Source organism: Streptomyces sp. NPDC001933, assembly GCF_042890955.1.
Lineage (GTDB): Bacteria > Actinomycetota > Actinomycetes > Streptomycetales > Streptomycetaceae > Streptomyces.
The window spans coordinates 110,839-136,397 of the sequence record NZ_JBIASS010000020.1; the positions used below are offsets into that span (position 1 = coordinate 110,839).

Annotated in this window: 25 protein-coding genes and 5 tRNA genes; 13 read left to right on the forward strand and 17 right to left on the reverse strand. The window is 69.4% G+C overall.

The window, feature by feature from the left end; translation table 11 throughout:
• Positions 1 to 15 precede the first annotated feature (15 nt).
• Positions 16 to 498, forward strand: a complete 483-nt coding sequence (locus tag ACFYY7_RS35750; RefSeq protein ID WP_388667944.1) for a DUF3515 domain-containing protein — start codon at positions 16 to 18, stop codon at positions 496 to 498.
• Positions 499 to 548: 50 nt separating this feature from the next.
• On the opposite strand, the gene ACFYY7_RS35755 is transcribed toward ACFYY7_RS35750, so the two are convergent.
• From ACFYY7_RS35755 to ACFYY7_RS35765, 3 genes are all read right to left on the reverse strand, one after another.
• Positions 549 to 1,706 carry a D-alanine--D-alanine ligase family protein gene (locus tag ACFYY7_RS35755; RefSeq protein ID WP_356086599.1) on the reverse strand — a complete coding sequence of 386 codons (1,158 nt, stop codon included), beginning with the start codon at positions 1,704 to 1,706 and terminating at the stop codon, positions 549 to 551.
• Positions 1,707 to 1,806: 100 nt separating this feature from the next.
• Positions 1,807 to 2,817, reverse strand: coding sequence for an NAD(P)H-dependent glycerol-3-phosphate dehydrogenase (locus ACFYY7_RS35760; protein WP_388667945.1), 1,011 nt, complete (start codon positions 2,815 to 2,817; stop codon positions 1,807 to 1,809).
• Entirely contained in the window at positions 2,814 to 3,566 is a 753-nt protein-coding gene (locus tag ACFYY7_RS35765) for a lysophospholipid acyltransferase family protein (protein ID WP_388667946.1), read from the reverse strand. The genes ACFYY7_RS35760 and ACFYY7_RS35765 overlap by 4 nt, the downstream gene beginning before the upstream one ends.
• A gap of 149 nt (positions 3,567 to 3,715) precedes the next feature.
• On the opposite strand from ACFYY7_RS35765, the gene cofC reads away from it, so the two are divergent.
• Positions 3,716 to 4,423, forward strand: a complete 708-nt coding sequence (gene cofC / locus ACFYY7_RS35770) for a 2-phospho-L-lactate guanylyltransferase (RefSeq protein WP_388667947.1) — start codon at positions 3,716 to 3,718, stop codon at positions 4,421 to 4,423.
• 10 nt (positions 4,424 to 4,433) lie between these two features.
• The gene (locus tag ACFYY7_RS35775) at positions 4,434 to 4,637 is read left to right on the forward strand and encodes a hypothetical protein (RefSeq protein WP_266729460.1); all 204 of its coding nucleotides are present in this window, start codon (positions 4,434 to 4,436) and stop codon (positions 4,635 to 4,637) included.
• Between the two features lie 125 nt (positions 4,638 to 4,762).
• On the opposite strand, the gene ACFYY7_RS35780 is transcribed toward ACFYY7_RS35775, so the two are convergent.
• The 4 genes from ACFYY7_RS35780 to leuC all read right to left on the reverse strand — a co-directional run bounded on the left by ACFYY7_RS35780 (position 4,763) and on the right by leuC (position 7,930).
• Positions 4,763 to 5,431 (reverse strand): HU family DNA-binding protein, encoded by a 669-nt coding sequence (locus ACFYY7_RS35780; RefSeq protein ID WP_356086592.1) that lies wholly within the window; start codon positions 5,429 to 5,431, stop codon positions 4,763 to 4,765.
• Positions 5,432 to 5,574: 143 nt separating this feature from the next.
• Positions 5,575 to 5,802, reverse strand: a complete 228-nt coding sequence (locus ACFYY7_RS35785; protein ID WP_072487271.1) for a hypothetical protein — start codon at positions 5,800 to 5,802, stop codon at positions 5,575 to 5,577.
• 104 nt (positions 5,803 to 5,906) lie between these two features.
• Entirely contained in the window at positions 5,907 to 6,500 is a 594-nt protein-coding gene (gene leuD / locus ACFYY7_RS35790) for a 3-isopropylmalate dehydratase small subunit (RefSeq protein WP_388667948.1), read from the reverse strand.
• Positions 6,501 to 6,505: 5 nt separating this feature from the next.
• Positions 6,506 to 7,930 carry a 3-isopropylmalate dehydratase large subunit gene (gene leuC / locus ACFYY7_RS35795; RefSeq protein ID WP_376627164.1) on the reverse strand — a complete coding sequence of 475 codons (1,425 nt, stop codon included), beginning with the start codon at positions 7,928 to 7,930 and terminating at the stop codon, positions 6,506 to 6,508.
• 174 nt (positions 7,931 to 8,104) lie between these two features.
• On the opposite strand from leuC, the gene ndgR reads away from it, so the two are divergent.
• Positions 8,105 to 8,821, forward strand: coding sequence for an IclR family transcriptional regulator NdgR (gene ndgR, locus ACFYY7_RS35800; RefSeq protein WP_376685104.1), 717 nt, complete (start codon positions 8,105 to 8,107; stop codon positions 8,819 to 8,821).
• A 57-nt stretch (positions 8,822 to 8,878) separates the two neighbouring features.
• Here ndgR and ACFYY7_RS35805 read toward each other — a convergent pair whose 3' ends face one another.
• Positions 8,879 to 9,376 carry a DUF4188 domain-containing protein gene (locus ACFYY7_RS35805; RefSeq protein ID WP_266729465.1) on the reverse strand — a complete coding sequence of 166 codons (498 nt, stop codon included), beginning with the start codon at positions 9,374 to 9,376 and terminating at the stop codon, positions 8,879 to 8,881.
• 88 nt (positions 9,377 to 9,464) lie between these two features.
• Between ACFYY7_RS35805 and ACFYY7_RS35810 the strand changes: the two genes are divergently transcribed.
• Positions 9,465 to 10,106: a MerR family transcriptional regulator gene (locus ACFYY7_RS35810; protein ID WP_376416518.1), complete on the forward strand. Its 642-nt coding sequence runs from the start codon at positions 9,465 to 9,467 to the stop codon at positions 10,104 to 10,106.
• A 96-nt stretch (positions 10,107 to 10,202) separates the two neighbouring features.
• Here ACFYY7_RS35810 and ACFYY7_RS35815 read toward each other — a convergent pair.
• The 9 genes from ACFYY7_RS35815 to ACFYY7_RS35855 all read right to left on the reverse strand — a co-directional run bounded on the left by ACFYY7_RS35815 (position 10,203) and on the right by ACFYY7_RS35855 (position 14,317).
• Positions 10,203 to 10,275: transfer RNA gene (locus tag ACFYY7_RS35815), tRNA-Glu, on the reverse strand.
• 26 nt (positions 10,276 to 10,301) lie between these two features.
• Positions 10,302 to 10,373 (reverse strand) — tRNA-Gln (locus ACFYY7_RS35820).
• Between the two features lie 12 nt (positions 10,374 to 10,385).
• Positions 10,386 to 10,458: transfer RNA gene (locus tag ACFYY7_RS35825), tRNA-Glu, on the reverse strand.
• 60 nt (positions 10,459 to 10,518) lie between these two features.
• Positions 10,519 to 10,591, reverse strand: a tRNA-Glu gene (locus ACFYY7_RS35830).
• 25 nt (positions 10,592 to 10,616) lie between these two features.
• Positions 10,617 to 10,688: transfer RNA gene (locus ACFYY7_RS35835), tRNA-Gln, on the reverse strand.
• Between the two features lie 87 nt (positions 10,689 to 10,775).
• Positions 10,776 to 11,495: an HAD family hydrolase gene (locus ACFYY7_RS35840; RefSeq protein WP_388667949.1), complete on the reverse strand. Its 720-nt coding sequence runs from the start codon at positions 11,493 to 11,495 to the stop codon at positions 10,776 to 10,778.
• 264 nt (positions 11,496 to 11,759) lie between these two features.
• Complete coding sequence (gene gltX, locus ACFYY7_RS35845) at positions 11,760 to 13,232, reverse strand: glutamate--tRNA ligase (protein WP_388667950.1); 1,473 nt, start codon at positions 13,230 to 13,232, stop codon at positions 11,760 to 11,762.
• Complete coding sequence (locus tag ACFYY7_RS35850; protein WP_124716171.1) at positions 13,225 to 14,001, reverse strand: fumarylacetoacetate hydrolase family protein; 777 nt, start codon at positions 13,999 to 14,001, stop codon at positions 13,225 to 13,227. The genes gltX and ACFYY7_RS35850 overlap by 8 nt, the downstream gene beginning before the upstream one ends.
• A gap of 130 nt (positions 14,002 to 14,131) precedes the next feature.
• On the reverse strand, positions 14,132 to 14,317 hold the full coding sequence (locus ACFYY7_RS35855; protein WP_351254763.1) for a hypothetical protein: 186 nt from the start codon (positions 14,315 to 14,317) through the stop codon (positions 14,132 to 14,134).
• 579 nt (positions 14,318 to 14,896) lie between these two features.
• Between ACFYY7_RS35855 and ACFYY7_RS35860 the strand changes: the two genes are divergently transcribed.
• The 8 genes from ACFYY7_RS35860 to ACFYY7_RS35895 all read left to right on the forward strand — a co-directional run bounded on the left by ACFYY7_RS35860 (position 14,897) and on the right by ACFYY7_RS35895 (position 25,431).
• Positions 14,897 to 18,634 (forward strand): nitrate- and nitrite sensing domain-containing protein, encoded by a 3,738-nt coding sequence (locus tag ACFYY7_RS35860; protein ID WP_388667951.1) that lies wholly within the window; start codon positions 14,897 to 14,899, stop codon positions 18,632 to 18,634.
• 9 nt (positions 18,635 to 18,643) lie between these two features.
• Positions 18,644 to 19,057 carry a roadblock/LC7 domain-containing protein gene (locus tag ACFYY7_RS35865; RefSeq protein ID WP_259934900.1) on the forward strand — a complete coding sequence of 138 codons (414 nt, stop codon included), beginning with the start codon at positions 18,644 to 18,646 and terminating at the stop codon, positions 19,055 to 19,057.
• A gap of 133 nt (positions 19,058 to 19,190) precedes the next feature.
• A complete protein-coding gene (locus ACFYY7_RS35870) occupies positions 19,191 to 19,598 on the forward strand; it encodes a DUF742 domain-containing protein (protein WP_030978706.1) in 408 nt (135 codons plus the stop codon).
• Positions 19,579 to 20,160: an ATP/GTP-binding protein gene (locus tag ACFYY7_RS35875; protein WP_072487286.1), complete on the forward strand. Its 582-nt coding sequence runs from the start codon at positions 19,579 to 19,581 to the stop codon at positions 20,158 to 20,160. Before ACFYY7_RS35870 ends, ACFYY7_RS35875 begins: the two co-directional genes overlap by 20 nt.
• A 347-nt stretch (positions 20,161 to 20,507) precedes the next feature.
• Complete coding sequence (locus ACFYY7_RS35880; protein ID WP_388667952.1) at positions 20,508 to 23,729, forward strand: nitrate- and nitrite sensing domain-containing protein; 3,222 nt, start codon at positions 20,508 to 20,510, stop codon at positions 23,727 to 23,729.
• 10 nt (positions 23,730 to 23,739) lie between these two features.
• Complete coding sequence (locus ACFYY7_RS35885; protein WP_006127847.1) at positions 23,740 to 24,153, forward strand: roadblock/LC7 domain-containing protein; 414 nt, start codon at positions 23,740 to 23,742, stop codon at positions 24,151 to 24,153.
• Between the two features lie 89 nt (positions 24,154 to 24,242).
• Complete coding sequence (locus ACFYY7_RS35890; RefSeq protein ID WP_388667953.1) at positions 24,243 to 24,869, forward strand: DUF742 domain-containing protein; 627 nt, start codon at positions 24,243 to 24,245, stop codon at positions 24,867 to 24,869.
• A complete protein-coding gene (locus ACFYY7_RS35895) occupies positions 24,850 to 25,431 on the forward strand; it encodes an ATP/GTP-binding protein (RefSeq protein WP_014048542.1) in 582 nt (193 codons plus the stop codon). The genes ACFYY7_RS35890 and ACFYY7_RS35895 overlap by 20 nt, the downstream gene beginning before the upstream one ends.
• The last annotated feature ends 128 nt before the right edge of the window (positions 25,432 to 25,559 follow it).

The following is a 25,559-nucleotide window of genomic DNA, read 5'->3' on the forward strand; positions in this document are numbered from 1 at the left end:
GTCTACGCTGAGCCGGTGACCTCATCGCGCCGGCTTTGCCACCCCGTGTTCCTCGGCCCGTCCGTCGCCGCGCTGCTGCTGGCCGCGGCGGGCTGCTCCACAACGGACGCCGCGGTGCCGATCACGGTTCCCACCCCGTCCCCACAAGCGGCGGCCTACTGCCGTGCGCTGCACGAGGAGCTGCCGAAGACCGTTGCCGGACTCGACCGCGGGGACGCCGGGCCGAAGTCCGAGCTGACCGCCGAGTGGGGGGACGGGGAGATCGTACTGCGCTGCGGTGTCCCCCGGCCCGCGAAGATGGACGACCCGATGGCGAAGGGGACCGAGGCGAACGGCGTCAACTGGCTGCTGGAGCAGTCCGAGGACGCCGGTCCGCGTTTCACGACGACCTATCGCAAGGCGTACGTCGAGGTGACCCTGTCGGCGGCGTACGCCCATGACGCGAGTCCGCTGGCCGCGTTCGGCCCCGCCGTCCGCAAGACGGTTCCCGGGCTGTAGGGCGTGTGCTCCCGGGCGGGAGCGCACGCCCTTGCGGCACGGGAACCGGCTCAGCGCAGGCCGGTCGGGCGGCTCAACGCGGCCTGGATCAGCCGGTCCACCAGCTCCTGGTAGCTGACACCGCTCTCCTGCCACATCCGCGGGTACATGGAGATCGGGGTGAAGCCCGGCAGGGTGTTGATCTCGTTGATCACGAAGGTGCCGTCCTCGGTGAGGAAGAAGTCGGCACGGACCAGCCCCTCGCAGGACGTGGCCTCGAAGGCCTCGACCGCGAGCCGCTGCACCTCGGCCGTCTGCTCCTCGGTGAGCGGGGCGGGCACGATCCCGGAGGCCGAGTCGATGTACTTGGCCTCGAAGTCGTAGAAGTCGTGCGAGGTCACCGGCGGGATCTCGGCGGGCACGCTGGCGCGCGGACCGTCCTCGAACTCCAGCACCCCGCACTCGATCTCGCGGCCCCGCAGCAGCGACTCGACCAGGAACTTGGGGTCGTGGCGGCGGGCCTCCTCGATCGCCTCGTCGAGGCCGGAGAGGTCGTCGACCTTGGTGATGCCGATGGACGATCCGGCCCTTGCGGGCTTGATGAAGAGCGGCCAGCCGTGGTCGCCGGCGAATTCCACGATGCGCTTGCGGGCGCCGGAGGGGTCGTTGTCCCACTCGCGGGGACGGACCACGAGGTACGGGCCGACCGGCAGCCCGAAGGAGATGAAGACCCGCTTCATGTACTCCTTGTCCTGGCCGACCGCCGAGGCGAGCACGCCCGCGCCGACGTAGGGCACGCCGGAGAGCTCCAGGAGCCCCTGAAGGGTGCCGTCCTCGCCGTACGGGCCGTGCAGCACCGGGAAGACGACGTCGACCTCGCCGAGCGCCTTGGGGACCGAGCCGGGCTCGCTGTACACCACTTCGCGGCTGCCGGGGTCGACGGAGAGCACCACGGCGCCCTCGGTGGACTCGGCCAGCTGGGCCACTTCCGGCATCTTCCGGTCCGTGATGGCCATGCGTTCGGGTTCGTCGGCGGTGAGCGCCCAGCGGCCGTCCGTCGTGATGCCGATCGGCAGGACGTCGTACTTGGTCCGGTCGATGGCGTTCAGGACGGCGCCGGCCGTGACGACCGAGATGCCGTGTTCGGAGCTGCGGCCGCCGAACACGACGGCCACGCGCGGCTTGCGGAGCTGCTGCTCCGGGCTCTGGGGGAGGTTCTCGCTGCTCATATCGCGTTGAGCGTACCTGCTGGTACCACTGGCGTCAGCGCGGCCGGGGCCGCCGGAGCGGTGACCGGGAGGTTCACCTGTCCGCCCGCCCCGGCCGGTCTCAGCGCCGCTCGGGCTTCGCGCTGCGCGACATCAGCTCGCCCAGCGCGACCATCGGCGGCTTGCCCTCGTGGACGATCCCGACGACCGTCTCGGTGATGGGCATGTCGACGTTGTGCCGGCGGGCCAGATCGAGCACCGATTCACAGGACTTGACACCCTCGGCGGTCTGCTTGGTGACGGCGATGGTCTCCTGGAGCGTCATGCCGCGGCCGAGGTTGGTGCCGAAGGTGTGGTTGCGCGAGAGCGGCGAGGAGCAGGTCGCCACCAGGTCGCCCAGGCCCGCGAGTCCGGAGAAGGTCAGCGGGTCGGCGCCCATGGCCAGGCCGAGGCGGGTCGTCTCGGCGAGGCCCCGGGTGATCAGCGAACCCTTGGCGTTGTCGCCGAGCCCCATGCCGTCGGCGATGCCGACCGCCAGGCCGATGACGTTCTTCACCGCGCCGCCGAGCTCGCAGCCGACCACGTCGGTGTTGGTGTACGGGCGGAAGTACGAGGTGTGGCAGGCGGTCTGCAGGCGCTGGGCCACGGACTCGTCCTGACAGGCGACGACGGCCGCCGCGGGGCGGCGTTCGGCGATCTCCTTGGCCAGGTTGGGGCCGGTGATGACGGCGACCCGGTCCGCGGAGACCCTGGTGACGTCCTCGATGACCTCGCTCATCCGCTTCGCGGTGCCGAGTTCGACGCCCTTCATCATCGAGACGAGGACGGTGTCGGAACCGAGGTGGGGAGTCCATTCGGCGAGGTTGGCGCGGAGCGTCTGCGAGGGCACCACGAGCACGGCGAAGTCGGCGCCGTCCAGCGCCTCGACGGCGTCGGTGGTGGCCCGGACCGATTCGGGGAGCTCAATTCCCGGCAGGTAGTCCGGGTTGGTACGGGTCGTGTTGACGGCCTCGGCGATCTCGGCGCGACGGCCCCAGAGGGTGACCTCGCAGCCGGCGTCGGCGAGGACCATGCCGAAGGCCGTACCCCATGAGCCGGTTCCGAAGACGGCCGCCTTTGCGGGGTGCGTCACTTGGGTCCCTTTCCTTCTGCCTTGCGCCGCTGCTCCGCACGGGCCTTACGGTGGTCGTAGAGCTGTGTGGGGGCCTTCTCGCCCCGCACGATCTCCAGCTGCGCGGTCACCGCGGCCATGATGGCCTCGGTCGCCTCGCGCAGGACGTCGGGCGTCGGCTCCAGGCCGTAGAACCTGGAGAGGTCCACGGGCGGTCCGGCCTGCACCTGAAGGGTCTTGCGGGGGAACAGCCGGAGCTTGTTCTCCTTGGCGTACGGCGGCATCGCGAAGTTGGCGCCCCACTGGGCGACGGGGATGACCGGGGCCTTGGTCATCAACGCGACCCGGGCGGCGCCGGTCTTGCCGGCCATCGGCCACATGCCGGGGTCGCGGGTGAGCGTGCCCTCGGGGTAGAAGGCGACGCATTCACCGCGCTCGATGGCTTCGACGGCCGCCCGGAAGGCGTCCAGCGCATTGGTCGTCTCGCGGTAGACCGGGATCTGCCCGGTGCCGCGCAGCATCATTCCGACAAAGGGAGTCTTGAACAGGCCCGCCTTGGCGAGAAGCCGCGGCACGCGTCCGGTGTTGTACTGGAAGTGACCGTAGGAAAGCGGGTCCAGATAGGAGTTGTGATTGACCGCGGTGATAAATCCACCGTCGGCCGGAATGTGTTCCATCCCCCGCCAGTCACGCTTGAACAGAACCACCAGCGGCGGTTTTGCGATCACCGCCGCCAGGCGGTACCAGAAGCCGATTCTGCGGCGGGACACTCGGACACCTTCCTCTAAGGACCTGAACTCTGCCTGGTCACCGACGGTCAAGTCTCGCCCCCGGCCCCTGCTCTGTCGAGAACACCGTACGCCCCGCTTTCGGGACCGACCCTCCAGGTTCTCGCACAGGCAGGCGAGAATAGGCGGCGATGCGCACCGAGGGGGAGATCGCCACGAACACCGACCCGGCCGGTCCTTGGTCCCTGGTCGTCCCGTTGAAGCCCCTGGCGCGGGCCAAGAGCAGGCTGACGCCCGCGACGGGGGCCGAGCTGCGCCCCCTGCTGGCCCTGGCCTTCGCCCGGGACACCGTGGCCGCCGCCCTGTCCTGCCCGGCGGTACTGGATGTGGTGGTAGTCACGGACGACCCGGAGGCCTCGGCGGCTCTCACGGCGATCGGGGCGCGGATCGTCCCCGACGAGCCCGACCGCGGGCTCAACGCCGCGCTGGCGCATGGCGAGCGGGCGGTACGGGCCGGGCGGCCCCGGGCCGCGGTCGCCGCGCTCAACGCGGATCTGCCCGCGCTGCGCCCGGGAGAATTGGCCCGGGTACTCGATTATTCCGCCGAATTCCCTCGCGCATTTGTGACCGATGCGGCAGGAATCGGGACAACATTTCTGTCGGCCTCACCTGGGGTGGAATTGCGCCCGGCGTTCGGCGGCCCTTCCCGGGCCCGGCACCTGGAGTCCGGTGCGGTGGAAATCGATCTGGCCGGCATCGATTCGGTGCGCCAGGACGTGGACACCGGCGACGATCTGCGGGCGGCACTCACCCTGGGCGTCGGCACGCACACGGCGGGGCACTGGGCCGCCGGAGCCCCCGGCGCCGAGCCCGCGACGGCCTCCTCGCCGGACCGATAGGCTGCCGTCCATGCAGGCGACCTCGTACACCTACGACCCCGAGACCCGCACCGGCAGTGTGCTGCTCGACGACGGCACCCCGGTGGAATTCGACGCCCGGGCCTTCGACGCGGGCGGTCTGCGGCTGCTGCGTCCGGGCCAGCGGGTACGGATCGAGGGCAGCGGCGAGGGTGCGGAGCTGCGGATCACCCTGGTGACCCTCCAGACCTTCTGAGCCGCCGGACGCACAGCTCCGGCACACGGCAGGCACCCGGCGCACCGCCCCCATGAAAGCCCGCGGGCCGGGCTCCCCGAGGGGAGCCCGGCCCGGCGCGTGTGAGTAGCCTACGCTGCTCGGTCTCACTTCTTCCGTGCAGTGGCCTTCTTCGCCGTGGTCTTGCGCGCCGTGGTCTTCTTCGCGGGCGCCTTCTTCGCCGTGGCCTTCTTCGCGGGCGCGGTCTTGCTGGCGGTGGCCTTCTTGGCCGCCGTCGTCTTCTTCGCCGCCGCGGCGGTGGTCTTCTTCGCGGCCGCCGTGGTCTTCTTGGCCGCCGCGGTGGTCTTCTTCGCCGTGGTCTTCTTGGCCGCCGCGGTCTTCGCCGCCGTGGTCTTCTTGACGGCGGTCTTCTTCGCCGTGGCCTTCTTGGCGGCGGCCTTCTTGGCTGCGGCCTTGGTCGTCGTCCGGGTGGAAGGACCGCCCGAGAGGCTGCCCTTGGGCGCCTTCTTCACGGACACTTCGCCGCCCTTGGGGAGCTTCTTCGAGCCGCTCACCAGGTCCTTGAAGCCCTGTCCCGCACGGAAACGGGGAACCGAGGTCTTCTTGACCCGCACGCGCTCACCCGTCTGCGGGTTGCGGGCGTAGCGGGCCGGGCGGTCGACCTTCTCGAACGAGCCGAAGCCGGTGACCGAGACACGGTCCCCCGCGACAACCGCACGGACGATCGCGTCGAGTACCGCGTCGACGGCGTCGGCGGCCTGCTGGCGGCCTCCGACCTTGTCGGCAATCGCTTCTACGAGCTGCGCCTTGTTCACGTCTTCCCCTTCGGAGACATTGCCAGAACGAAAGTGTTCAAGCGTTTTCGCACGTTAGGCAGATATATACCGCAAATCAAACACGAAACGGGCTAATCACCCTAGTGCCGCAACGAAGTCGACCGCTGCGCAGTTCCGCAGAGTCAGTCACCTTCGGGGAATCGGCCCTCATCGAGGTCCTTCATCAACCGGTCCAGACGCCTTGCCGCATCCGGGAGATCGTGCTTAGCCGCGGCCGTGATGACCAACAGCTTCCGGGACAGCGCCATCCTTACGCCCTCCGGGACTTGCAGTGCGCGCACTCTTGTGTGCGCTTCCTTCAATCGGTCGGCGACTTGGCCGTAAAGCTTGAGTTGGCTGTCGCGTTCCATGCACCGATTGTGCCATCTGGGGCGAGTTGTCGCCCGACGGGGTCTCAACAAGCGACTGCGCCCCCTACCAGATGGTGGGGGGCGCAGTCCTGTAAACGCGCTGCTCAGGCGTTAATTGTACGCGGCTTGAAGGCCGGCCTTGCCGCCTCATAAGTCGCGATGTCCGCTTCGTTCTGAAGGGTGAGGCTGATGTCGTCCAGCCCGTTGAGCAGTCGCCAACGGGAGTTCTCGTCGAGCTCGAAGTCGGCGGTGATGCCTTCGGCCCGGACCTGGCGGGCCTCCAGGTCGACGGTGATCTCGGCCGTGGGGTCGGTCTCGGTCAGCTCCCAGAGCGCGTCGACCACCTTCTGGTCGAGCACGACGGTCAACAGCCCGTTCTTCAGCGAGTTGCCGCGGAAGATGTCGGCGAACCGGGAGGAGATGACGGCCTTGAAGCCGTAGTTCTGCAGCGCCCACACGGCGTGCTCGCGGGACGATCCGGTGCCGAAGTCGGGGCCGGCCACCAGGACCGTGGCGCCCTTGCGCTCCGGGCGGTTGAGGACGAAGTTCTCGTCCTTGCGCCAGGCCTCGAAGAGCCCGTCCTCGAAGCCGTCCCGGGTGACCTTCTTCAGCCAGTGGGCGGGAATGATCTGGTCGGTGTCGACGTTGCTCCGGCGCAGCGGGACGGCCCGGCCGGTGTGTGTGGTGAAAGCTTCCATGATTCTCAGACTCCGGCGGGCGTACGGACGTCGGACAGGTCGGCGGGCGAGGCCAGGTGGCCCAGCACGGCGGTGGCGGCGGCGACCTGCGGGGAGACCAGGTGCGTACGGCCGCCCTTGCCCTGCCGGCCCTCGAAGTTGCGGTTCGAGGTGGAGGCGGAGCGCTCGCCGGGGGCCAGCTGGTCGGGGTTCATACCGAGGCACATCGAGCAGCCGGCGTGCCGCCATTCGGCGCCCGCGGCGGTGAAGACCTTGTCCAAGCCCTCCTCGACGGCCTGCAGGGCGACCCGGACGGAGCCCGGGACGACCAGCATCCGTACCCCGTCGGCGACTTTGCGGCCGTCCAGGATCGCGGCCGCGTTGCGCAGGTCCTCGATCCGGCCGTTGGTGCAGGAGCCTACGAAGACGGTGTCCACGTTGATCTCGCGCAGCGGCTGCCCGGCGGTCAACCCCATGTACTCCAGGGCCTTTTCGGCGGCGTTGCGCTCCGAGGCGTCCTCGTACGAAGCGGGGTCGGGGACGTTGGCCGACAGGGGCGCGCCCTGGCCGGGGTTGGTGCCCCAGGTGACGAACGGGGCCAGTTCGGCCGCGTCGATGACGACCTCGGCGTCGAAGACCGCGTCGTCGTCGGTGCGCAGCGTCTTCCAGTACGCGACGGCGGCGTCCCAGTCCTCGCCCTGCGGGGCGTGGTCGCGGCCCTTCAGGTACTCGAAGGTGGTCTCGTCCGGGGCGATCATGCCTGCCCGGGCGCCGGCCTCGATCGACATGTTGCAGATGGTCATCCGGGCTTCCATCGAGAGCTTCTCGATGGCGGAGCCGCGGTACTCCAGGATGTAGCCCTGGCCGCCGCCGGTGCCGATCCGGGCGATGATCGCGAGGATCAGGTCCTTGGCAGTGACACCGTCGGGCAGTTCGCCGTCGATGGTGATGGCCATGGTCTTCGGGCGGGCCAGCGGCAGCGTCTGGGTGGCCAGGACGTGCTCGACCTGGCTGGTGCCGATGCCGAACGCCAGCGCGCCGAATGCACCGTGCGTGGAGGTGTGGGAGTCGCCGCAGACGACCGTGGTGCCGGGCTGGGTCAGGCCCAGCTGCGGGCCGACCACGTGCACGACGCCCTGCTCGACGTCGCCCAGGGGGTGCAGCCGTACGCCGAACTCCGCGCAGTTCTTGCGCAGGGTCTCCAACTGGGCGCGGGAGACCGGGTCGGCGATCGGCTTGTCGATGTCGAGGGTCGGGGTGTTGTGATCCTCGGTGGCGATGGTGAGATCGAGGCGCCGCACCCGGCGTCCGGCCTGCCGGAGGCCGTCGAAGGCCTGGGGGCTGGTCACCTCGTGCAGCAGGTGCAGATCGATGAAGAGGAGGTCGGGCTCACCTTCGGCGCGCCGGACGACATGGTCGTCCCAGACCTTCTCCGCGAGTGTCCTACCCATCGCTTTCCCTCCGGCCGGCGTCTTCGCCGGCCCAACTAGAGATTCGGTGCGCCGCCGTCCGGACCCCCGTGCGGGGCGGTGGCTACGGGCCGTTGTGTGGCCGCCAGTACAGGTTCGCAACTTCCGCCGAATATTGAACTTGCGTTTCACAGAGTGAGACGGGAGTATCGTCGTATGGACAACTCTAGCGGCGTCGGCGTTCTCGACAAGGCGGCTCTGGTATTGAGCGCCCTGGAGTCCGGTCCGGCCACCCTCGCCGGGCTGGTCGCGGCGACCGGGCTCGCACGACCCACGGCCCATCGACTGGCCGTGGCACTGGAACACCACCGTCTGGTGGCGAGGGACATGCAGGGCCGTTTCATTCTCGGCCCCCGGCTGGCGGAGCTCGCCGCGGCGGCGGGCGAGGACCGCCTGCTGGCCACGGCGGGACCGGTGCTCACCCACCTCCGGGACATCACCGGCGAGAGCGCGCAGCTCTATCGCCGGCAGGGCGACATGCGGATCTGCGTGGCGGCGGCGGAGCGGCTGTCCGGCCTGCGGGACACCGTGCCGGTCGGCTCCACGCTCACCATGAAGGCCGGCTCATCGGCCCAGATCCTGATGGCCTGGGAGGAGCCGGAGCGCCTGCACCGCGGCCTCCAGGGCGCCCGTTTCACGGCGACGGCGCTCTCCGGCGTACGGCGCAGGGGCTGGGCCCAGTCGATCGGTGAGCGCGAGCCGGGGGTGGCCTCGGTCTCGGCACCGGTGCGCGGCCCGTCGAACCGGGTGGTCGCCGCCGTCTCGGTCTCCGGACCGATCGAGCGGCTGACCAGGCACCCGGGCCGGATGCACGCCCAGGCGGTCATCGACTCGGCGGCACGGCTCAGTGAGGCCCTGCGCCGCAACGGCTGACGCACCCGGCACATCCCCCCGGCCGCCCCAGCGTCGTGGCGGCCTCCTTCCAGCGCCTCACTTCGCGGACGAACGGTGTGCCAGCCGGTCCGCCCCCCGACGACCGCGCGCCTCCAGCGGCAGCACCCCGGTCGCCCCGGCCAGTCCGTAGGCCGGCATGTCGGCGTAGATCGATTCGTAGCCGCCCTCGGGCACCATGTACGCCTCGTGCCACAGCCCCACGTGCTGCCGAGACTTCTTCTCCTTGCGGTTCATGATCGCCCAGGCCTTGCGGTGGAACATGTCGGGAGCGCTCGCGTACGCGTAGAGCTTCTCCCTCGACTCCCAGTACTGGACGACGTAGTACGTCCGCGGCGAGCCGCTCAACAGCGTGTACCCCAGCAGGCCGCGCCCCTTGTCCTTGCCCAACTCCCGCAGCATGCGAGGCATCGCCAGCAGCACGGGCAGCCAATGGTGCACGCCCCAGAAGTGGTTGATGCGCATCCCGATGAGCAGTACGACCACCTCCCCCTCGGCCGCGGCGGTGGTCCGTCCCGGTATCGGCTTCGCGAACATGACTGCCCCTTCCCTTTTGGAGAGTGCCACTATCCAATGGTTGGATAGTGGCACTGCCCAAGAGGTGGCGCAAGGGAAGGCACGGAACATGCGACTCTCGGAACTGAGCGAGCAGAGCGGTGTGAAGACCGCGACGATCAAGTACTACCTGCGCGAGGGGCTGCTGCACCCCGGCCACCGGGTCACCGCGACACAGGCCGAGTACGACGCGAGCCATCTGCGCCGGCTGCGCCTGGTGCGGGCCCTGATCCAGGTGGGCCGCCTTCCCGTGGCCACGGCGCGCGAGGTCCTCTCCCACATCGACGACGAGTCCCTGGGCCGGACGATCCGGCTGGGCGCCGCACTGTGGTCGCTCCCGCACGGCCCGGACCCGGACGAGGAGGCACCGGAAACAGCGGTCGCCCGCGAGGCCGTCGAGCGGCTGCTGGACCGGATCGGCTGGGCGACGTCGCAGGAGATCGGCTCCCTCTCCCCCGCGCACCGCTCGCTGGTGTCGTCGGTGGCGACACTGATCCGCCTCGGCTACCCCTGTGACGTCGATTACCTCGCCGAGCAGGCCCGCCTGATGCACCAAGTCGCCGTCCAGGACCTGGACATGATGGAGACGCACCCCACGGAGTCGGAACAGGTGGAGATGGCGGTCGCGTCGGCCGTGCTCTACGAGCCGCTGCTGATGTCCCTGCGACGGATGGCCCAGGAGGAGGAGTCGGCCCGGCGCTACGGTCTCTGACGAACTCCGCACGGGTTCGCGCGGACCTCACGAAGCCTCAAGGCAACGACAAAGGCCCTCCACCGAAGTGAAAGGCCTTTGTCTTTCCTGCTGTTGTACCCCCGACCGGATTCGAACCGGCGCTACTGCCGTGAGAGGGCAGCGTGCTAGGCCGCTACACAACGGGGGCTTGATACTGCTTGTTGCATTTCTGCGCTGGGCTACCAGGACTCGAACCTAGAATGACGGTACCAGAAACCGTAGTGTTGCCAATTACACCATAGCCCATGGTGTTACAAGTACCCCCGACCGGATTCGAACCGGCGCTACTGCCGTGAGAGGGCAGCGTGCTAGGCCGCTACACAACGGGGGCCCTAGCGATCCTGCATCGAGAGCGTGGGTGCGACCCAGATGATCTCGCGGGAAGGATCTGTACCCCCGACCGGATTCGAACCGGCGCTACTGCCGTGAGAGGGCAGCGTGCTAGGCCGCTACACAACGGGGGCTTGTTACTACTTTTGCATTTCTGCGCTGGGCTACCAGGACTCGAACCTAGAATGACGGTACCAGAAACCGTAGTGTTGCCAATTACACCATAGCCCAATGGAACGCAACCCCTTGCGGGGTTTTTGCTCCGGCTGCGCTTCCCGTTCGGATCTTCCGTCCCGCTCGGGCGGCGCAGGAAGAACATTACCCGAAGGTGTCCGGCGCTCCAAAACGGGTATTGCCCGTCAGCAGATCAGGCAGCTGATCGAGCCCGCTGATACGGACCAGCTCGGGCCGTCCACCGCGTCCGCGCCGGTCCAGCCAGATCCCCATCAACCCGGCGGCGACCGCCCCACGGGCGTCGATGTCGGGCTCGTCCCCCACGTACGCGACCTCCCCCGGATCCAGCGCCAGCGCCTCGCAGGCGGCGTGGAAGGCCCCGGCCTCGGGCTTGGAGATGCCGAGCTCCACTGCACACACCACGGCCTCGAACCGGTCCCGCACACCGAGCCTGCGCAGCTTCCGGTCCTGGTTCTGGATGCTGGAGTTCGACAGCACCGCGTGCCGGAAACCGTCCGCGAGCAGGTCCAGGGCCGGCAGCACGTCCGGGAAGAGCGACCAGGCGGCCTCGTAGTGAGTCACGTGGCGAGCGAACCAGTCGTCGGCCTCGGCATCGTCCAGCGCCCGCGCGAGGAACTCCCGCACCCGGTCCCGGCGCTGCCCCTGGAAGTCCGTCTCCCCTGCGGCGAACCTCGCCCAGTGCACGTCGGTCAGCTCCCGCCACGCGACGAGGGCCTGCTCGACGTTCTCGTATCCGTCGGGCAGGCCCTCCTGTTCGAGGTGCTTGCGCATGCCGAAGCGGTCGGCGTGGGTGTAGTCGAAGATCGTGTCGTCGATGTCCCAGAGCACGGCTCGGATGACCATGCGGCCAGGCTAGCGGTCACGTGCCGGGCACGGGAGGGCGTCGGGCGGTACCCCCGGGTCCCGGCGGCCGGGATCACTTCACTCGCGGTCGGTCGCGGTCGCGGCCTTGATCGTGGCCTGGGCCCCCGGGGAGCGCAGGAACCTTGGTGCGGCCTGACGGACGCCATGGCCCCGGCTCTGCCACGGAGTTGACGTCCGGCAGAAACGGCGGAGGGGCGGCCGCCGGATGAACCGGTGGCCGCCCCCTCGGGCGTCGTGCGGGTGTTACGCGGCCAGCTTGGCCAGGGCCGCGTCCACCCGGGCCAGGGTCTTCTCGCGGCCCAGGATCTCCAGGGACTCGAAGAGCGGCAGGCCGATGGTGCGGCCGGTGACCGCCACGCGGACCGGGGCCTGGGCCTTGCCGAGCTTCAGGCCGTGCTCCTCGCCCGCGGTGAGGATGGCGTTCTTCAACGCGTCGGCGTTCCACTCGGCGTCGGCCAGCTTGGCGCGGGCCGTGGTCAGGAGGGCGTCGGAGCCCTCCTTCATCGCCTTGTTCCAGGACGCCTCGTCCGTCGCCGGCTCGTCGAGGAAGAGGAAGTCGACGTTGGCCGTGATGTCCGAGAGGACCGTGACGCGGGTCTGGGCGTGCGGGGCGATCTCCGCGAACTTCTCCGCGTCGAAGGACTCCGGGGTCCACGGGGCGAACGGGGCCTTCAGCCAGGGGCCACAGGCCTCGGTGAACGCCTTCACGTCCATCTTGCGGATGTGCTCGGCGTTGATGTGCTCGCACTTCTTCAGGTCGAAGCGCGCCGGGTTGGCGTTGACGTCCCCGATGTCGAACGCGGCCACCATCTCGTCGATGGAGAAGATGTCGCGGTCCTCGGCGATGGACCAGCCCAGCAGGGAGAGGTAGTTGAGCAGTCCCTCGGGCAGGAAGCCGCGCTCGCGGTAGAGGTTGAGCGAGGCCTGCGGGTCGCGCTTGGAGAGCTTCTTGTTGCCCTCGCCCATGACGTACGGCAGGTGGCCGAAGGCCGGGGTGTCCTTGGCGATGCCCAGCTCGATGAGCGCCTTGTACAGGGCGAGCTGGCGCGGGGTGGAGGAGAGCAGGTCCTCGCCGCGCAGGACGTGGGTGATCTCCATCAGCGCGTCGTCGACCGGGTTGACCAGCGTGTAGAGCGGGGCACCGTTGGCGCGGACGATGCCGTAGTCCGGCACGTTCTCCGGCTGGAAGGTCAGCTCGCCGCGGACCAGGTCGTTGAAGGTGAGCGCCTCGTCGGGCATCCGGAAGCGGACGATGGAGGTGCGGCCCTCGGCCTCGTAGGCGGCGATCTGCTCGGCGCTCAGCTCGCGGCAGTGGCCGTCGTAGCCGGACGGCTTGCCGGCGGCGCGGGCGGCGTCGCGGCGGGCGTCGAGCTCCTCGGTGGTGCAGTAGCAGTGGTATGCGTAACCGCCCGCGAGGAGCTTGTCGGCGACGTCCTTGTAGATGTCCATCCGCTGCGACTGGCGGTACGGGGCGTGCGGGCCGCCGACCTCGGGACCCTCGTCCCAGTCGAAGCCGAGCCAGCGCATGGACTCCAGGAGCTGGTTGTAGGAGTCCTCGGAGTCGCGGGCCGCGTCCGTGTCCTCGATGCGGAAGACCAGGGTGCCGCCGTGGTGCCGGGCGAAGGCCCAGTTGAACAGGGCGGTGCGGACCAGACCCACGTGGGGGTTGCCGGTCGGGGAGGGACAGAAACGTACACGGACGGGTGCGTTAACCACGCTTGATCACCTTGTTGGTGAGAGTGCCGATGCCTTCGATGGTGACGGCGACCTCGTCGCCGACATGGAGGGGTCCGACCCCTGCGGGAGTGCCGGTGAGGATCACATCGCCCGGGAGCAGCGTCATGGCTTCCGTGATGTGGACGACCAGATCCTCGATCGAGCGGATCATGTCGCTCGTACGGCCGAGTTGCCGTTGCTCTCCGTTGACCGTCGCCTGAATGGTGAGGTCGTGGGGGTCGAGGTCGGTCTCCACCCAGGGGCCGAGCGGGCAGGACGTGTCGAAGCCCTTGGCACGGGCCCACTGCTTCTCGCGCTTCTGGGCGTCGCGGGCGGTGACGTCATTGGCGCAGGTGTAGCCGAAGATGACGTCCTTGACCCGCTCGCGCGGAACTTCCCGGCACATGCGGCCGATGACCACGGCCAGTTCGGCCTCGTGGTGGAGTTCGTTGGAGAAGGAGGGGTACTCGATGGCGTCGCCGGAGCCGATCACCGAGGTGGTGGGCTTGAAGAAGGCGACGGGTACGTCCGGTACCTCGTTGCCCAGCTCCTTGGCGTGCTCCGCGTAGTTGCGGCCGATGGCCACGACCTTGTTGGGGAGCACGGGCGGCAGGAGGCGGACCTTGCTCAGCGGGACCTTGGTGCCGGAGAGCTCGAACTCGGCGTACGGGATGCCCTTGATGATGTCGAGGACGAGACCATCGGGCCCCTCGCCCTCGACGGCGCCGAAGGCGACATTGCCGTCGATGGAGAACCTGGCGATGCGCACGGGATGCTGTCGCCCCTCACTTGCTGGCTGAAGACTGACGCTCCAGGCTAACGCGTCGCCCGTCGGGAACCGCTCCGATTACCGGGCGGCGCGGGTCACCCGACAGGCTCCGAGGGGGACGGCGTCCGCGCTACTCCGCGGCGGCGGTGACCGGGGCGACCATGAGGACGGTGCGCCGGGGGTTGGCCGTCTGGGTGGGCAGGTCCACGGCGTGCTCCGGCTGCTCCGGCGTCCGCGGCCCGTCGGCACCGTCGAGGTGCGCCAGCGTGGTGCGCCGGGGGTTGGCAATGTTGCGGAACATCATCGTCGTCTTCATCTGCCGTTCGGACCCTGTCGGTACGGGCGCCGCCCGGAGGGGCGCCGGTTGTCGGATTTGCCATCCCTGTAAAGGGTCAGGCTAAACATCCGATTCCCTCCGGAAGCCCGGAAGAGACGACGATCATCATGTGAGTTTGCTCACGAACTGACAGACAATTCCCCCATTCCAGGCAGCCGATCATGTCGACAGAAACGGACATTACGTAACTGAATCAGCTATTCCGCTCCTGATCATGTCGACTGGGACACCTCTTGCGCTTCGTCGATTCGCCGGTATTCATCCGTTTTATCCATGATCACGCTCCACGGCTTGTTACTCAGTCATCACAACGCGTCACCCAAGTCACAGCCCGGCACGGGGCCCTTGTTGGAGATCCGGCACTGTGCTGGAATTCCACGCACCGCCGCGGGTTTCAAGCCGGCGCGCAGGGGGCGCAACGGAGCGCCGAGTGGCGGCGGAAAGGGGAAGGACGCCGGTCACTCACGACCACCATGGGGCGGGCACAACGCCCCACGACGCCGACACCGTCCGACCGCCCAGCGCGGGGGGACGCCTGGTCCAGAGGTTGCGACGCTAGTGCAGGGACGTTTCAAGAGGGATGGCAGCGCTGCGGCGGAGCAGGAGCCGCACGGCGGGACCGACCGCGGCTCCTCGGCCCAGCACGCCCAGAACCCCGGGCCTGCCGCGGCCGGCGACAGCGGCGACAGTGCTCAGCGCCCCGGTGCCGCGGCGAACGGTGACGTCGATCCGATCTCGTCGCTCAAGTCCCGGGGGTCCGTCAGCACCGGCTCGCGAGTCGCGCTTCGCAACTGGCGCATCAGCACCCGTCTGGTCTCCCTGCTCGCCCTTCCCGTGGTCGCCGCGACCACTCTGGGTGGTCTGCGGATCAACGAGTCCATGAACGACATCCAGCAGCTGGATCACATGCAGCTGCTGACGAACATGACGAAGCAGGCGACGTCGCTCGCCCAGGCGCTCCAGCAGGAGCGAGACCAGTCGGCCGGTCCGCTGGCCAACGGGGTGAAGGCCGACGACTTCAAGGTCACCGAGCCCCGCAAGAAGACCGACCGGGCGAAGACCGCCTTCCTCGACGCGACGACCTCGATCGGCGACCCCTCCGGCGACGAGGCCCTCGAAGGCATCTTCGCCAGCGTCAACCAGATCGCGAGCCAGCTCTCCGGGATCCGTGACATCCGCAAGGCCGCGTACGTCAAGGGCAGCCCGAGTCTTCAGACCGTCGACCAGTACAGCCAGCTGATCACCTCGCTGCTGAGCCTCTCTCAGGACATGGCGCAGGCGACCAGCAACTCGGAGATGATCAAGCGGACCCGGGCGCTGGCGGCCTTCTCCTCCGCCAAGGAGTACGCCTCGGTCCAGCGCGCGATCATCGCCGCGGCCCTGCCCGGCGGGAACAACAAGCAGCCGCACCTCGACGAGAACGACAAGCAGTTCGGCAAGAGCGCGCTGCGCAAGGAGCGGTCGGCGCTCACCTCCTTCAAGGCCGTGTACAAGGCGACCGGCAACAACGCCGATGAGCTGACCGCCACGCTGGACGAGGGCAACCCCGAGATCAAGGCCGCCGACGCCTACGCCAGGAAGGTGCTGGAGAGCCCCACGGGCATGTCCGGCACCGCGCGGCGTTCCTACCTGGACTGGTACGACCAGAGCTCGACCAAGATCCAGGCGATGAAGACCATCGAGGAGACCCTCCTCAGCGACATGGAGGGCAAGGCCCGCGAGCTCCGCGACGAGTCGAAGCGCGAAGCGATCATCAGCGGTGCGCTCATCCTGCTGGTGCTCGGCGTCTCGCTGGTCGGTGCCTTCGTCGTCGCCCGGTCGATGATCCGTTCGCTGCGGCGGCTGCAGGACACGGCCACCCGCGTCGCCCAGGACCGGCTGCCCGAGCTCGTCAAGCAGCTCTCCGAGGCCGACCCGCAGGACGTGGACACCTCGGTCGAGTCCGTCGGTGTGCACTCCCGGGACGAGATCGGCCAGGTGGCCGCGGCCTTCGACGACGTGCACCGCGAGGCCGTCCGTCTCGCCGCCGAGCAGGCCCTGCTCCGGGGCAACGTCAACGCGATGTTCACCAACCTCTCGCGCCGCAGCCAGGGCCTCATCCAGCGTCAGCTCTCGCTCATCTCCGAACTGGAGTCGCGCGAGGCCGACCCGGACCAGCTCTCCTCGCTCTTCAAGCTCGACCACCTCGCGACCCGTATGCGCCGTAACGGCGAGAACCTCCTCGTCCTCGCGGGCGAGGAGCCGGGCCGCCGGTGGACCCGCCCCGTCCCGCTGGTCGACGTGCTCCGTGCCGCCGCCTCCGAGGTGGAGCAGTACGAGCGCATCGAACTGGCCGCGGTGCCCGCCACTGAGGTGGCCGGCCGCGTGGTCAACGACCTCGTGCACCTGCTCGCCGAGCTGCTGGAGAACGCCACGTCGTTCTCCTCGCCCCAGACCAAGGTCCGGGTCACCGGTCACGCGCTGCCCGACGGGCGGGTGCTGGTCGAGATCCACGACACCGGCATCGGCCTCTCCCCCGAGGACCTCGCCGCGATCAACGAGCGGCTCGCCTCGCCGCCCACCGTGGACGTCTCGGTCTCCCGCCGCATGGGTCTGTTCGTGGTCGGCCGGCTGTCCCTGCGTCACGGCATCCGGATCCAGCTGCGGCCCTCCGACTCCGGCGGCACGACCGCGCTGGTCATGCTGCCCGTCGATGTCGCGCACGGCGGCAAGCAGCCGGCTCCCAAGCAGGCTCCCGGACAGCAGTCCGGCGCCCCGGGCGGTCTGCTCGGCGGTGGCCCGGCGGGCGCGGGCAACGCCTCCCGTCCCGGCCTCGGCGGCCCCGCCTCGGGCCCGGCGGGCCGTCTCGCCTCGGGTCCCGGCGCCTCGCGCGGTCAGGTCGGTGCGGGCTCCGCGCCGCGTGCCGCGCTGCCCTCGCGCGACGGCGGCCCCCGCCACCAGTCGGGCCAGCCGAACCAGCAGGGCCGGCAGAACCAGCAGGGCCGGCAGAACGCCGGGTTCCAGTCCGCCGGGCTGTCCGGCACCGGGCCGCAGGACACCTCCCGCCCGGAGCCGCAGCGTCAGGGCGGCGGCCTCGCCGGCGCCTTCGGCAACGGTGCCCGCCTCGGCGCCCGCGGCCAGGGCGACGGACCGGGCCGTACGGATTCGGGCCGTCCCGACCTGTTCGGCCAGAACCGCCAGGGTTCGGACCGTCAGGACCAGAACCGCCAGGGCCAGGACCAGAACGGCCCCTCCCCGTGGCAGCCGTCCCAGCCGCAGCAGGCCCGGCAGAACCCGGCCGGCCAGGACGGCCCCGGCCGTCAGCTGCCCCCGGTCGGCGGCCCCCGTGCCGAGCTGCCCGGCGGCAATCCGCAGCCGCAGCGTCCGCAGACCACCAGCTGGGGCACCGAGGAGCCGTCCGCGCCGCGGCACACTCCGCTGGACGCCCCGCGCGGTCACGAGGACCCCGAGTCCACCGGCCAGTTCCAGCGGCCGATGAACCCGCCGCTCACGCCGCGGGCGCCCATGGACGACCGGCAGGGCCCCGGCTCCACCGCCGAGTTCGCCCGCCCGGACTTCTCGGCCCCGGCCCCCCAGCCCTACGGCTCGCAGAACCCGTCCGCGCAGGACCCGGCGAGCACCGCGCAGTTCGCCCGCCCCGACTTCGGCCAGCCGCAGCCCGCGCGGGCGCAGGACCAGGGCCTGCCGGCCCCGCGCCGGCGCGGCCCGGAGGACGAGGACTTCGGTGCCCCGCGGACGCCCGCCGGTGACGCGCAGTACCGTCCGGTCCTGCCTGCGCAGCCGCAGCCCGAGGCGCTGCCTCCGGCGGCCGGCCCCGGCGACGGTCGTACCCCGCTGTACGACACCCTGGAGACGAACTGGTTCCACGGCCCGCAGCAGGGCGGCCAGCAGCCGCCCGCCGAGCCGCAGGCGCCCTCGTCCCTCCCCCAGCGGCCGACCGGCCCGGAGGCTCCCGCGGCACCGCGCCGCGACGGAGGCGATCCGGGCGGCACCACAAGTTCCTGGCGCCCCTCGCCGAACGACGAACTCGTACGGCAGGCGGAGCGGGTCAAGAAGCCCGCGGCAGGCGGAGTCACCACCTCCGGACTGCCGCGCCGAGTGCCTCGCGCCAACCTGGTGCCGGGCACCGCACAGCAGCAGAACCATCAGTCCGGTCCTCAGGTGTCACGCGCCCCCGACGATGTACGTGGGCGGTTGACCAATCTCCGCCGGGGCATCCAGCAAGGGCGGCAGGCCAACAACAGCCAGTCGACCGGCAGTTTCCCACTCGGCCCCACTCACCAGCAGGAGCGTTAGTTGAGCCCGATGAGTCAGGCCGCGCAGAATCTGAACTGGTTGATCACCAACTTCGTGGACAACACCCCCGGGGTGTCCCACACGGTGGTGGTCTCCGCCGACGGACTCCTGCTGGCCATGTCCGAAGGATTCCCCCGTGACCGCGCCGACCAGCTGGCGGCCGTCGCCTCCGGGCTGACCTCGCTGACCGCGGGTGCCTCCCGGATCTTCGAAGGCGGCGCCGTCAGCCAGACCGTGGTGGAGATGGAACGCGGGTTCCTCTTCCTGATGTCCATCTCCGACGGCTCCTCACTGGCCGTTCTCGCCCACCCGGACGCCGACATCGGTCTGGTCGGGTACGAGATGGCTCTGCTGGTCGACCGTGCGGGCAGCGTCCTCACCCCCGACCTCCGTGCCGAACTCCAGGGCAGCCTGCTCCACTAGGCGGCCATGGATCGATGACAGACTCGATTGCCCCAGGTAATGCCCATATCCCTCACCCGTCAGGCCGCTTAGAGCCCCCCACCGGCCCCTTCAGACGGCAAGCCGACGTACTGCTGTCACGCCCGGAGGATTCATGACCCCGCCACCCGCCTCACCCGATCCGTACGGCGCACTGCACCACGCGTCGTACGAAGGTGAAGGCGACCAGCCACTGGTCCGCCCGTACGCCATGACCGGTGGCCGGACCCGGCCCCGCTATCAGCTCGCCATAGAGGCACTGGTCTCCACCACGGCCGACCCCGCGCATCTGGGGACCCTGCTCCCCGAGCACCAGCGGATCTGCCACCTCTGCCGTGAGGTGAAGTCGGTGGCCGAGGTGTCGGCGCTGCTGTCGATGCCGCTCGGTGTGGCCCGGATTCTCGTCGCGGACCTGGCGGAAGCCGGCATGGTGGCCATCCACCAGCCGGGCAATGGAGAGGCCGGCGGCGCGCCGGATGTGACACTGCTCGAAAGGGTGCTCAGTGGACTTCGCAAGCTCTAGCGGCGGTGCGGCCCGTGCCACCACCTCGGCGAAGATCGTGGTGGCAGGGGGCTTCGGCGTGGGCAAGACCACGTTCGTGGGTGCCGTCTCGGAGATCAACCCGTTGCGTACGGAGGCCGTGATGACGTCCGCGTCCGCGGGCATCGACGACCTGACGCACACCGGGGGCAAGACGACGACGACCGTCGCCATGGACTTCGGCCGTATCACTCTCGACCAGGACCTGATCCTGTACCTCTTCGGTACGCCCGGTCAGGACCGATTCTGGTTCATGTGGGACGACCTGGTCCGCGGCGCCATCGGCGCCGTCGTCCTCGTCGACACCCGCCGCCTCGCCGACTGCTTCCCCGCCGTCGACTACTTCGAGAACAGCGGCCTCCCGTTCGTCATCGCCCTCAACGGCTTCGACGGACACCAGCCCTACACCCCCGACGAGGTCCGCGAAGCTCTCCAGATCGGCCCGGACACGCCGATCATCACGACGGACGCGCGGCACCGCGCGGACGCCAAGAGCGGTCTGATCACGCTCGTGGAGCACGCCCTCATGGCCCGGCTCAAGTAGTCACAAGTCGGTATTGCCGTACGGTAGTTACCGTAGTCGGACGGGGGTGGACTGTGTCCTTTGACACGATCCACCCCCGTGTTCATAACGTTTCGAAAGAGAATTACCCCGCGTTCGACACCCGACGCATCCGAACGGTGCCACTGCGCTCACATGAGCCCCGCCTTTTGGCGGGGCTCGTTCTTTATGCCCGTTTTATCCGAGGCCTGCGCCACTCGGAATGACAGATTCCGACTGTTTGGAACGCGACCGGTCGCCGTGCTGGAATTCGTCGAACTCCCGAGTAGTACGGCCCTGAACGAAATACGGCACAACGTAGGTGCCGACGCCGAGAGGTTGTTGGTCGAGTGAGGCGAAGGAACGCGGACTCCACGGCGCGGGAGCGGGGCAACTTCACCCCGCCACCGCGCGCTGCGGCGTCCTCCGCGGAGGCGTCCGACGCCACGGTGCCCGGTGGCAGCACGAGTCGGCTGTCGCCGCGCAACTGGCGGGTTCCCACCCGGCTGAACGCGATCCTCCTGATCCCCGTCCTGGTCGGCCTGGTCATGGGCGGATTCCAGGTGAAGGGGTCGATCGACACCTGGCGCGAGGCACAGGACGCCGAGAAGACCGCGCTCATCGTGCGCGCGGCCGCCGAGTACGGCCAGGCGCTGCTCAACGAGCGTGACCTCTCCGCCCAGCCCCTGCTGTCCAACAAGCGGGACGCCGACATCATCGCGGAGGTCCGGGCCACCACCGACGCCGCCGCGGAAAAGTTCGACGCGGCCGTGAAGGACATGCCGAAGAAGCAGGGCCTGGAGCGGCGCCTTCAGCTGTTCCAGCTGGAGGAGCCCACCCTTCCCGAGCTGCGCAAGGCCGCCTTCGCCGAGGGCATGGACCCAGTGAAGACGGAGGAGGGCTACGTCAAGGTCCAGCACTCGCTGATGGAGTTCAGCAACGAGCTGGGGCTGGGCACCGGCAACATCACCGCCTACGGCCGTACGGTCTACGCGATCGAGCTCGCCAAGGCTGCAGAATCGCTTCAGCGCTCCATCGGCATGCACCTCCTGGTGCGTCCGAGCCAGGAGAGCGCCAAGTTCGACGCCCAGGTCAAGGCCTTCGGCTCGTACAACTACCTGGAGCAGATCGCGCTCGGCGAGTTCAACTCCGGCGGCACCGAGGCCGACGCGGCCCGGCTGAAGCAGGTCATGGTCGCCAAGGCCGAAGAGGGCGCGAAGGACCTGAAGCAGGCCAAGGAGGAGGCCGACGCCGCGGGGACCCCGTTCGTCGCCCCGCCGAGCATCGACGGCTCGGTCTTCGACGGCATGGCCCAGCAGATCGGCCAGGGCAAGTCGCCCGAGAAGCTGGCCGCGAAGGGCATCACGCCGGAGACCTGGATGGCGGCCGCCACCGCCAAGTTCGACGGCTACACCACGATCGAGGACGAGCTCGTCGACAAGGCGGTGACCGAGGCCGCGGACATCTCGTCCAGCGCCAAGAACAACGCCGTCATCAACGCCGCCGTCGTGGTCGTCGCCCTGCTGGCCGCCTTCGTCCTGGCCGGACTCATGGCCCGGCAGATGAGCCGCTCGATGCGCCAACTGCGTACCGCCGCCTTCGGGATAGCCGAGCAGCGGCTGCCGATGCTGGTCGACCAGCTCTCCCGGGCCGAACCGGGCCGGGTCGACACCCGCGTCCAGCCGATCCCGATCCACAGCCACGACGAGATCGGCGAGGTCGCCCGCGCCTTCGACCAGGTGCACCGCGAGGCGGTCCGGCTGGCGGCCGAGCAGGCCATGCTCCGGGGCAACGTCAACGCGATCTTCACCAATCTCTCGCGCCGCAACCAGTCGCTGATCGAGGGCCAGCTGACCCTCATCACCGACCTGGAGAACAACGAGGCCGACCCGGACCAGCTGGAGAACCTCTTCCGCCTGGACCACCTGGCCACCCGTATGCGCCGCAACGGCGAGAACCTCCTGGTCCTCGCCGGCGAGGAGCCCGGCCGCCGCTGGAACCAGCCGGTCCCGCTGGTCGACGTGCTCCGGGCCGCCGCCTCCGAGGTGGAGTCGTACGAGCGCATCGAGCTCGCCGGGGTGCCCGAGACCGAGATCCACGGCCAGTCGGTCACCGACCTCGTGCACCTGCTGGCCGAGCTGCTGGAGAACGCCACCACGTTCTCCTCGCCGCAGACCAAGGTGCGGGTCACCGCGACCCGGCTGCCCGACAGCCGCGTGATGATCGAGATCCACGACAAGGGCATCGGGCTCACCGCCGAGGACTTCGCCGACATCAACCACAAGCTGGCCAACCCGCCGACCGTGGACGCCGCGGTGTCGCAGCGGATGGGGCTGTTCGTGGTCGGCCGGCTCTCCGACCGGCACGGCATCCGGGTCCAGCTGCGCCCCTCGGGCGAGCAGGCCGGAACCACCTCGCTGGTCATGCTGCCGGACGCGATCACCCACGGCGGCGGCGGCGAACCGTCCGCCGCGACGGACGACTTCACCGTCTCCTCGATCATTCCGGAGCAGCAGAGCTTCGAACAGCAGCCGTCCCAGCCGCACATGCGCACGGCGGCGGAGCTCGGCTTCGACGACTCGCGCTACGAGCAGCCCTCGGCGGACCCGGCGCAGCTGGACCCGGTGGGCCGTTCGCTGATGCGTGAGGAGCGCCGGGCGGCGCTGGAGGCGCAGACGGCGGGCGAGCACCAGCAGTTCCCGCAGGAGCAGTACGCCGACAACCAGTACAGGGACGGCGGGTACGCCGGGACCGGCTACGCCCAGGAGCCGCAGCAGGGTTCGCAGCAGGAGCTGTACGAGCAGGCTCCCCAGCAGCTCCCGCAGCAAGGCCAGTACGAGCAGGCTCCGTACCAGGGCGGCTACGAGCCCTACCAGGCCGACGCGGGCCTCGCCCAGCAGCCCGGCCAGAGTCTGCCCGGTGGTTATACGGAAGGTGTGTACGAGGCCGCTGAGGCCCCGCAGCCGTCCTACGAGGAGCAGTTCGCTCCCCAGCCCCACCAGGACGACTGGCCGGATCAGGGCGCTTACCAGGGCGCGTACGAGCCTTCTGCGCCGGCGGAAGCGGAATCCTTCCCGAGCGCTCCCGCAGAGCCGCAGGAACGCGTAGGCTTCGACCGTCCGGGGCCCACGCCCGACTCCGGTCCCGAGCTGACCGAAGCCGGTCTGCCGCGCCGGGGCGGTCAGCAGCACTGGCAGCCCACCGGCCGCGGCAACAGCCGTCCCGTCGCCGCGCAGCAGCAGCGGCAGCGGGAGGAACCGCCGCAGCAGGAGCCCGCGCAGGCGGGCGCGGACGGCTCCGACGACTGGCGCTCGGCCAACGACGAGCGCTGGGAGCGGGCCGAGAAGCTCCGGGAGCCGAAGGCGGGCGGGATCACCCCGTCCGGACTCCCCCGGCGGGTGCCCAAGGCCAATCTGGTCGAGGGCACGGCCGAGCAGACCTTGCAGGGCGGCCCCCAGGTTTCCCGTGCCCCCGAGGACGTCCGCGGCAGGTTGAGCAACCTGCGGCGGGGCGTGCTGCGGGGACGCAGCGCGGGTTCGGACGACAGTAATACCTACAACCAGGAGCGTTAGTGTGAGCCCGATGAGCCAGGCGGCGCAGAATCTGAACTGGTTGATCACCAACTTCGTGGACAACACCCCCGGGGTGTCCCACACGGTGGTGGTCTCCGCCGACGGACTCCTGCTGGCCATGTCCGAGGGATTCCCCCGTGACCGCGCCGACCAGCTGGCGGCCGTCGCCTCCGGGCTGACCTCGCTGACCGCAGGTGCTTCGCGGATCTTCGAGGGCGGCGCGGTGAATCAGACAGTTGTGGAGATGGAGCGCGGATTCCTCTTCATTATGTCCATTTCCGACGGATCTTCACTTGCCGTTCTCGCGCATCCGGACGCCGATATCGGTCTGGTTGGGTACGAAATGGCACTTCTCGTCGACCGTGCGGGCAGTGTCCTCACTCCGGACCTCCGTGCTGAACTGCAGGGAAGTCTTCTTAACTAATAGACAGACAGTGCGTTTCGCGCCACCGGGCCATAAGGTGCGTTGGCGCGGACCCACTGGGATCGGGACCGGTAGTCGGAGGAGGAATCGTGGACACACCCCAGGGCGGACACCTGTACAACGGTGGCCAGCAGGTACCGGGTGAGCACGGGGACAACCGGTTCAACTTCCCCTCCGCACCCAGCGGACACGGCGCCCAGCAGCCTTACCGGCCCTATCAGCAGCAGCCGCAGCAGCCCCCGCGGCCGCCGCACGACGCCCAGCAGGGTTCCGGGTGGCCCACGCAGCGTCCGTACCGCTACGACTCGCCCCAGGCTCCCCGTATCCAGCCGGTGCAGCCGCGGCAGACCCCCGAGCCTGCCGCGCCCGCCGCGCACAATCCGCTGGTTCGTCCGTACGCCATGACCGGCGGCCGGACCCGACCGCGCTACCAACTCGCCATTGAGGCGTTGGTCAGTACCACGGCTGATCCGTCCCGGCTGCAAGGGCAGTTGCCCGAGCACCAGCGGATCTGCCGGCTGTGCTTCGAGATCAAGTCGGTCGCCGAGATTTCGGCACTGCTCTCGATCCCGCTCGGCGTTGCCCGGATCCTCGTAGCCGACCTGGCAGAGGCCGGACTCGTCGCTATCCATCAGCCCGGCGGCGACGAGTCCGCCGGCGGCCAGCCAGATGTGACACTGCTCGAAAGGGTGCTCAGTGGACTTCGCAAGCTCTAGCGGCGGAGCAGCCCGCTCCACTACCTCGGCGAAGATCGTGGTGGCAGGGGGCTTCGGCGTGGGTAAGACCACGTTCGTCGGTGCCGTCTCGGAGATCAATCCGCTGCGCACCGAAGCCGTGATGACGTCCGCCTCCGCGGGCATCGACGACCTGACGCACACCGGGGACAAGACCACCACGACGGTGGCGATGGACTTCGGTCGTATCACCCTGGACCAGGACCTGATCCTGTACCTCTTCGGTACGCCCGGTCAGGACCGATTCTGGTTCATGTGGGACGACCTGGTCCGCGGCGCCATCGGCGCCGTCGTCCTCGTCGACACCCGCCGCCTCGCCGACTGCTTCCCCGCCGTCGACTACTTCGAGAACAGCGGCCTCCCGTTCGTCATCGCCCTCAACGGCTTCGACGGACACCAGCCCTACACCCCCGACGAGGTCCGCGAAGCTCTTCAGATCGGCCCGGACACGCCGATCCTGACGACGGACGCGCGGCACCGCGCGGACGCGAAGAGTGCGCTGATCACGCTCGTGGAGCACGCCCTCATGGCGCGCCTGCGGTAGGGCCCCACGGTCCGGACAATCGGAAGGGCCCCGCACTCCCGAAGGATGCTGTTGGCTAATTCGGGGCCTGGCGTGACGTCGGCCTTCGAGACCCGGTTGTGGTCTTGAAGGCCGACGTTGTCGTATGG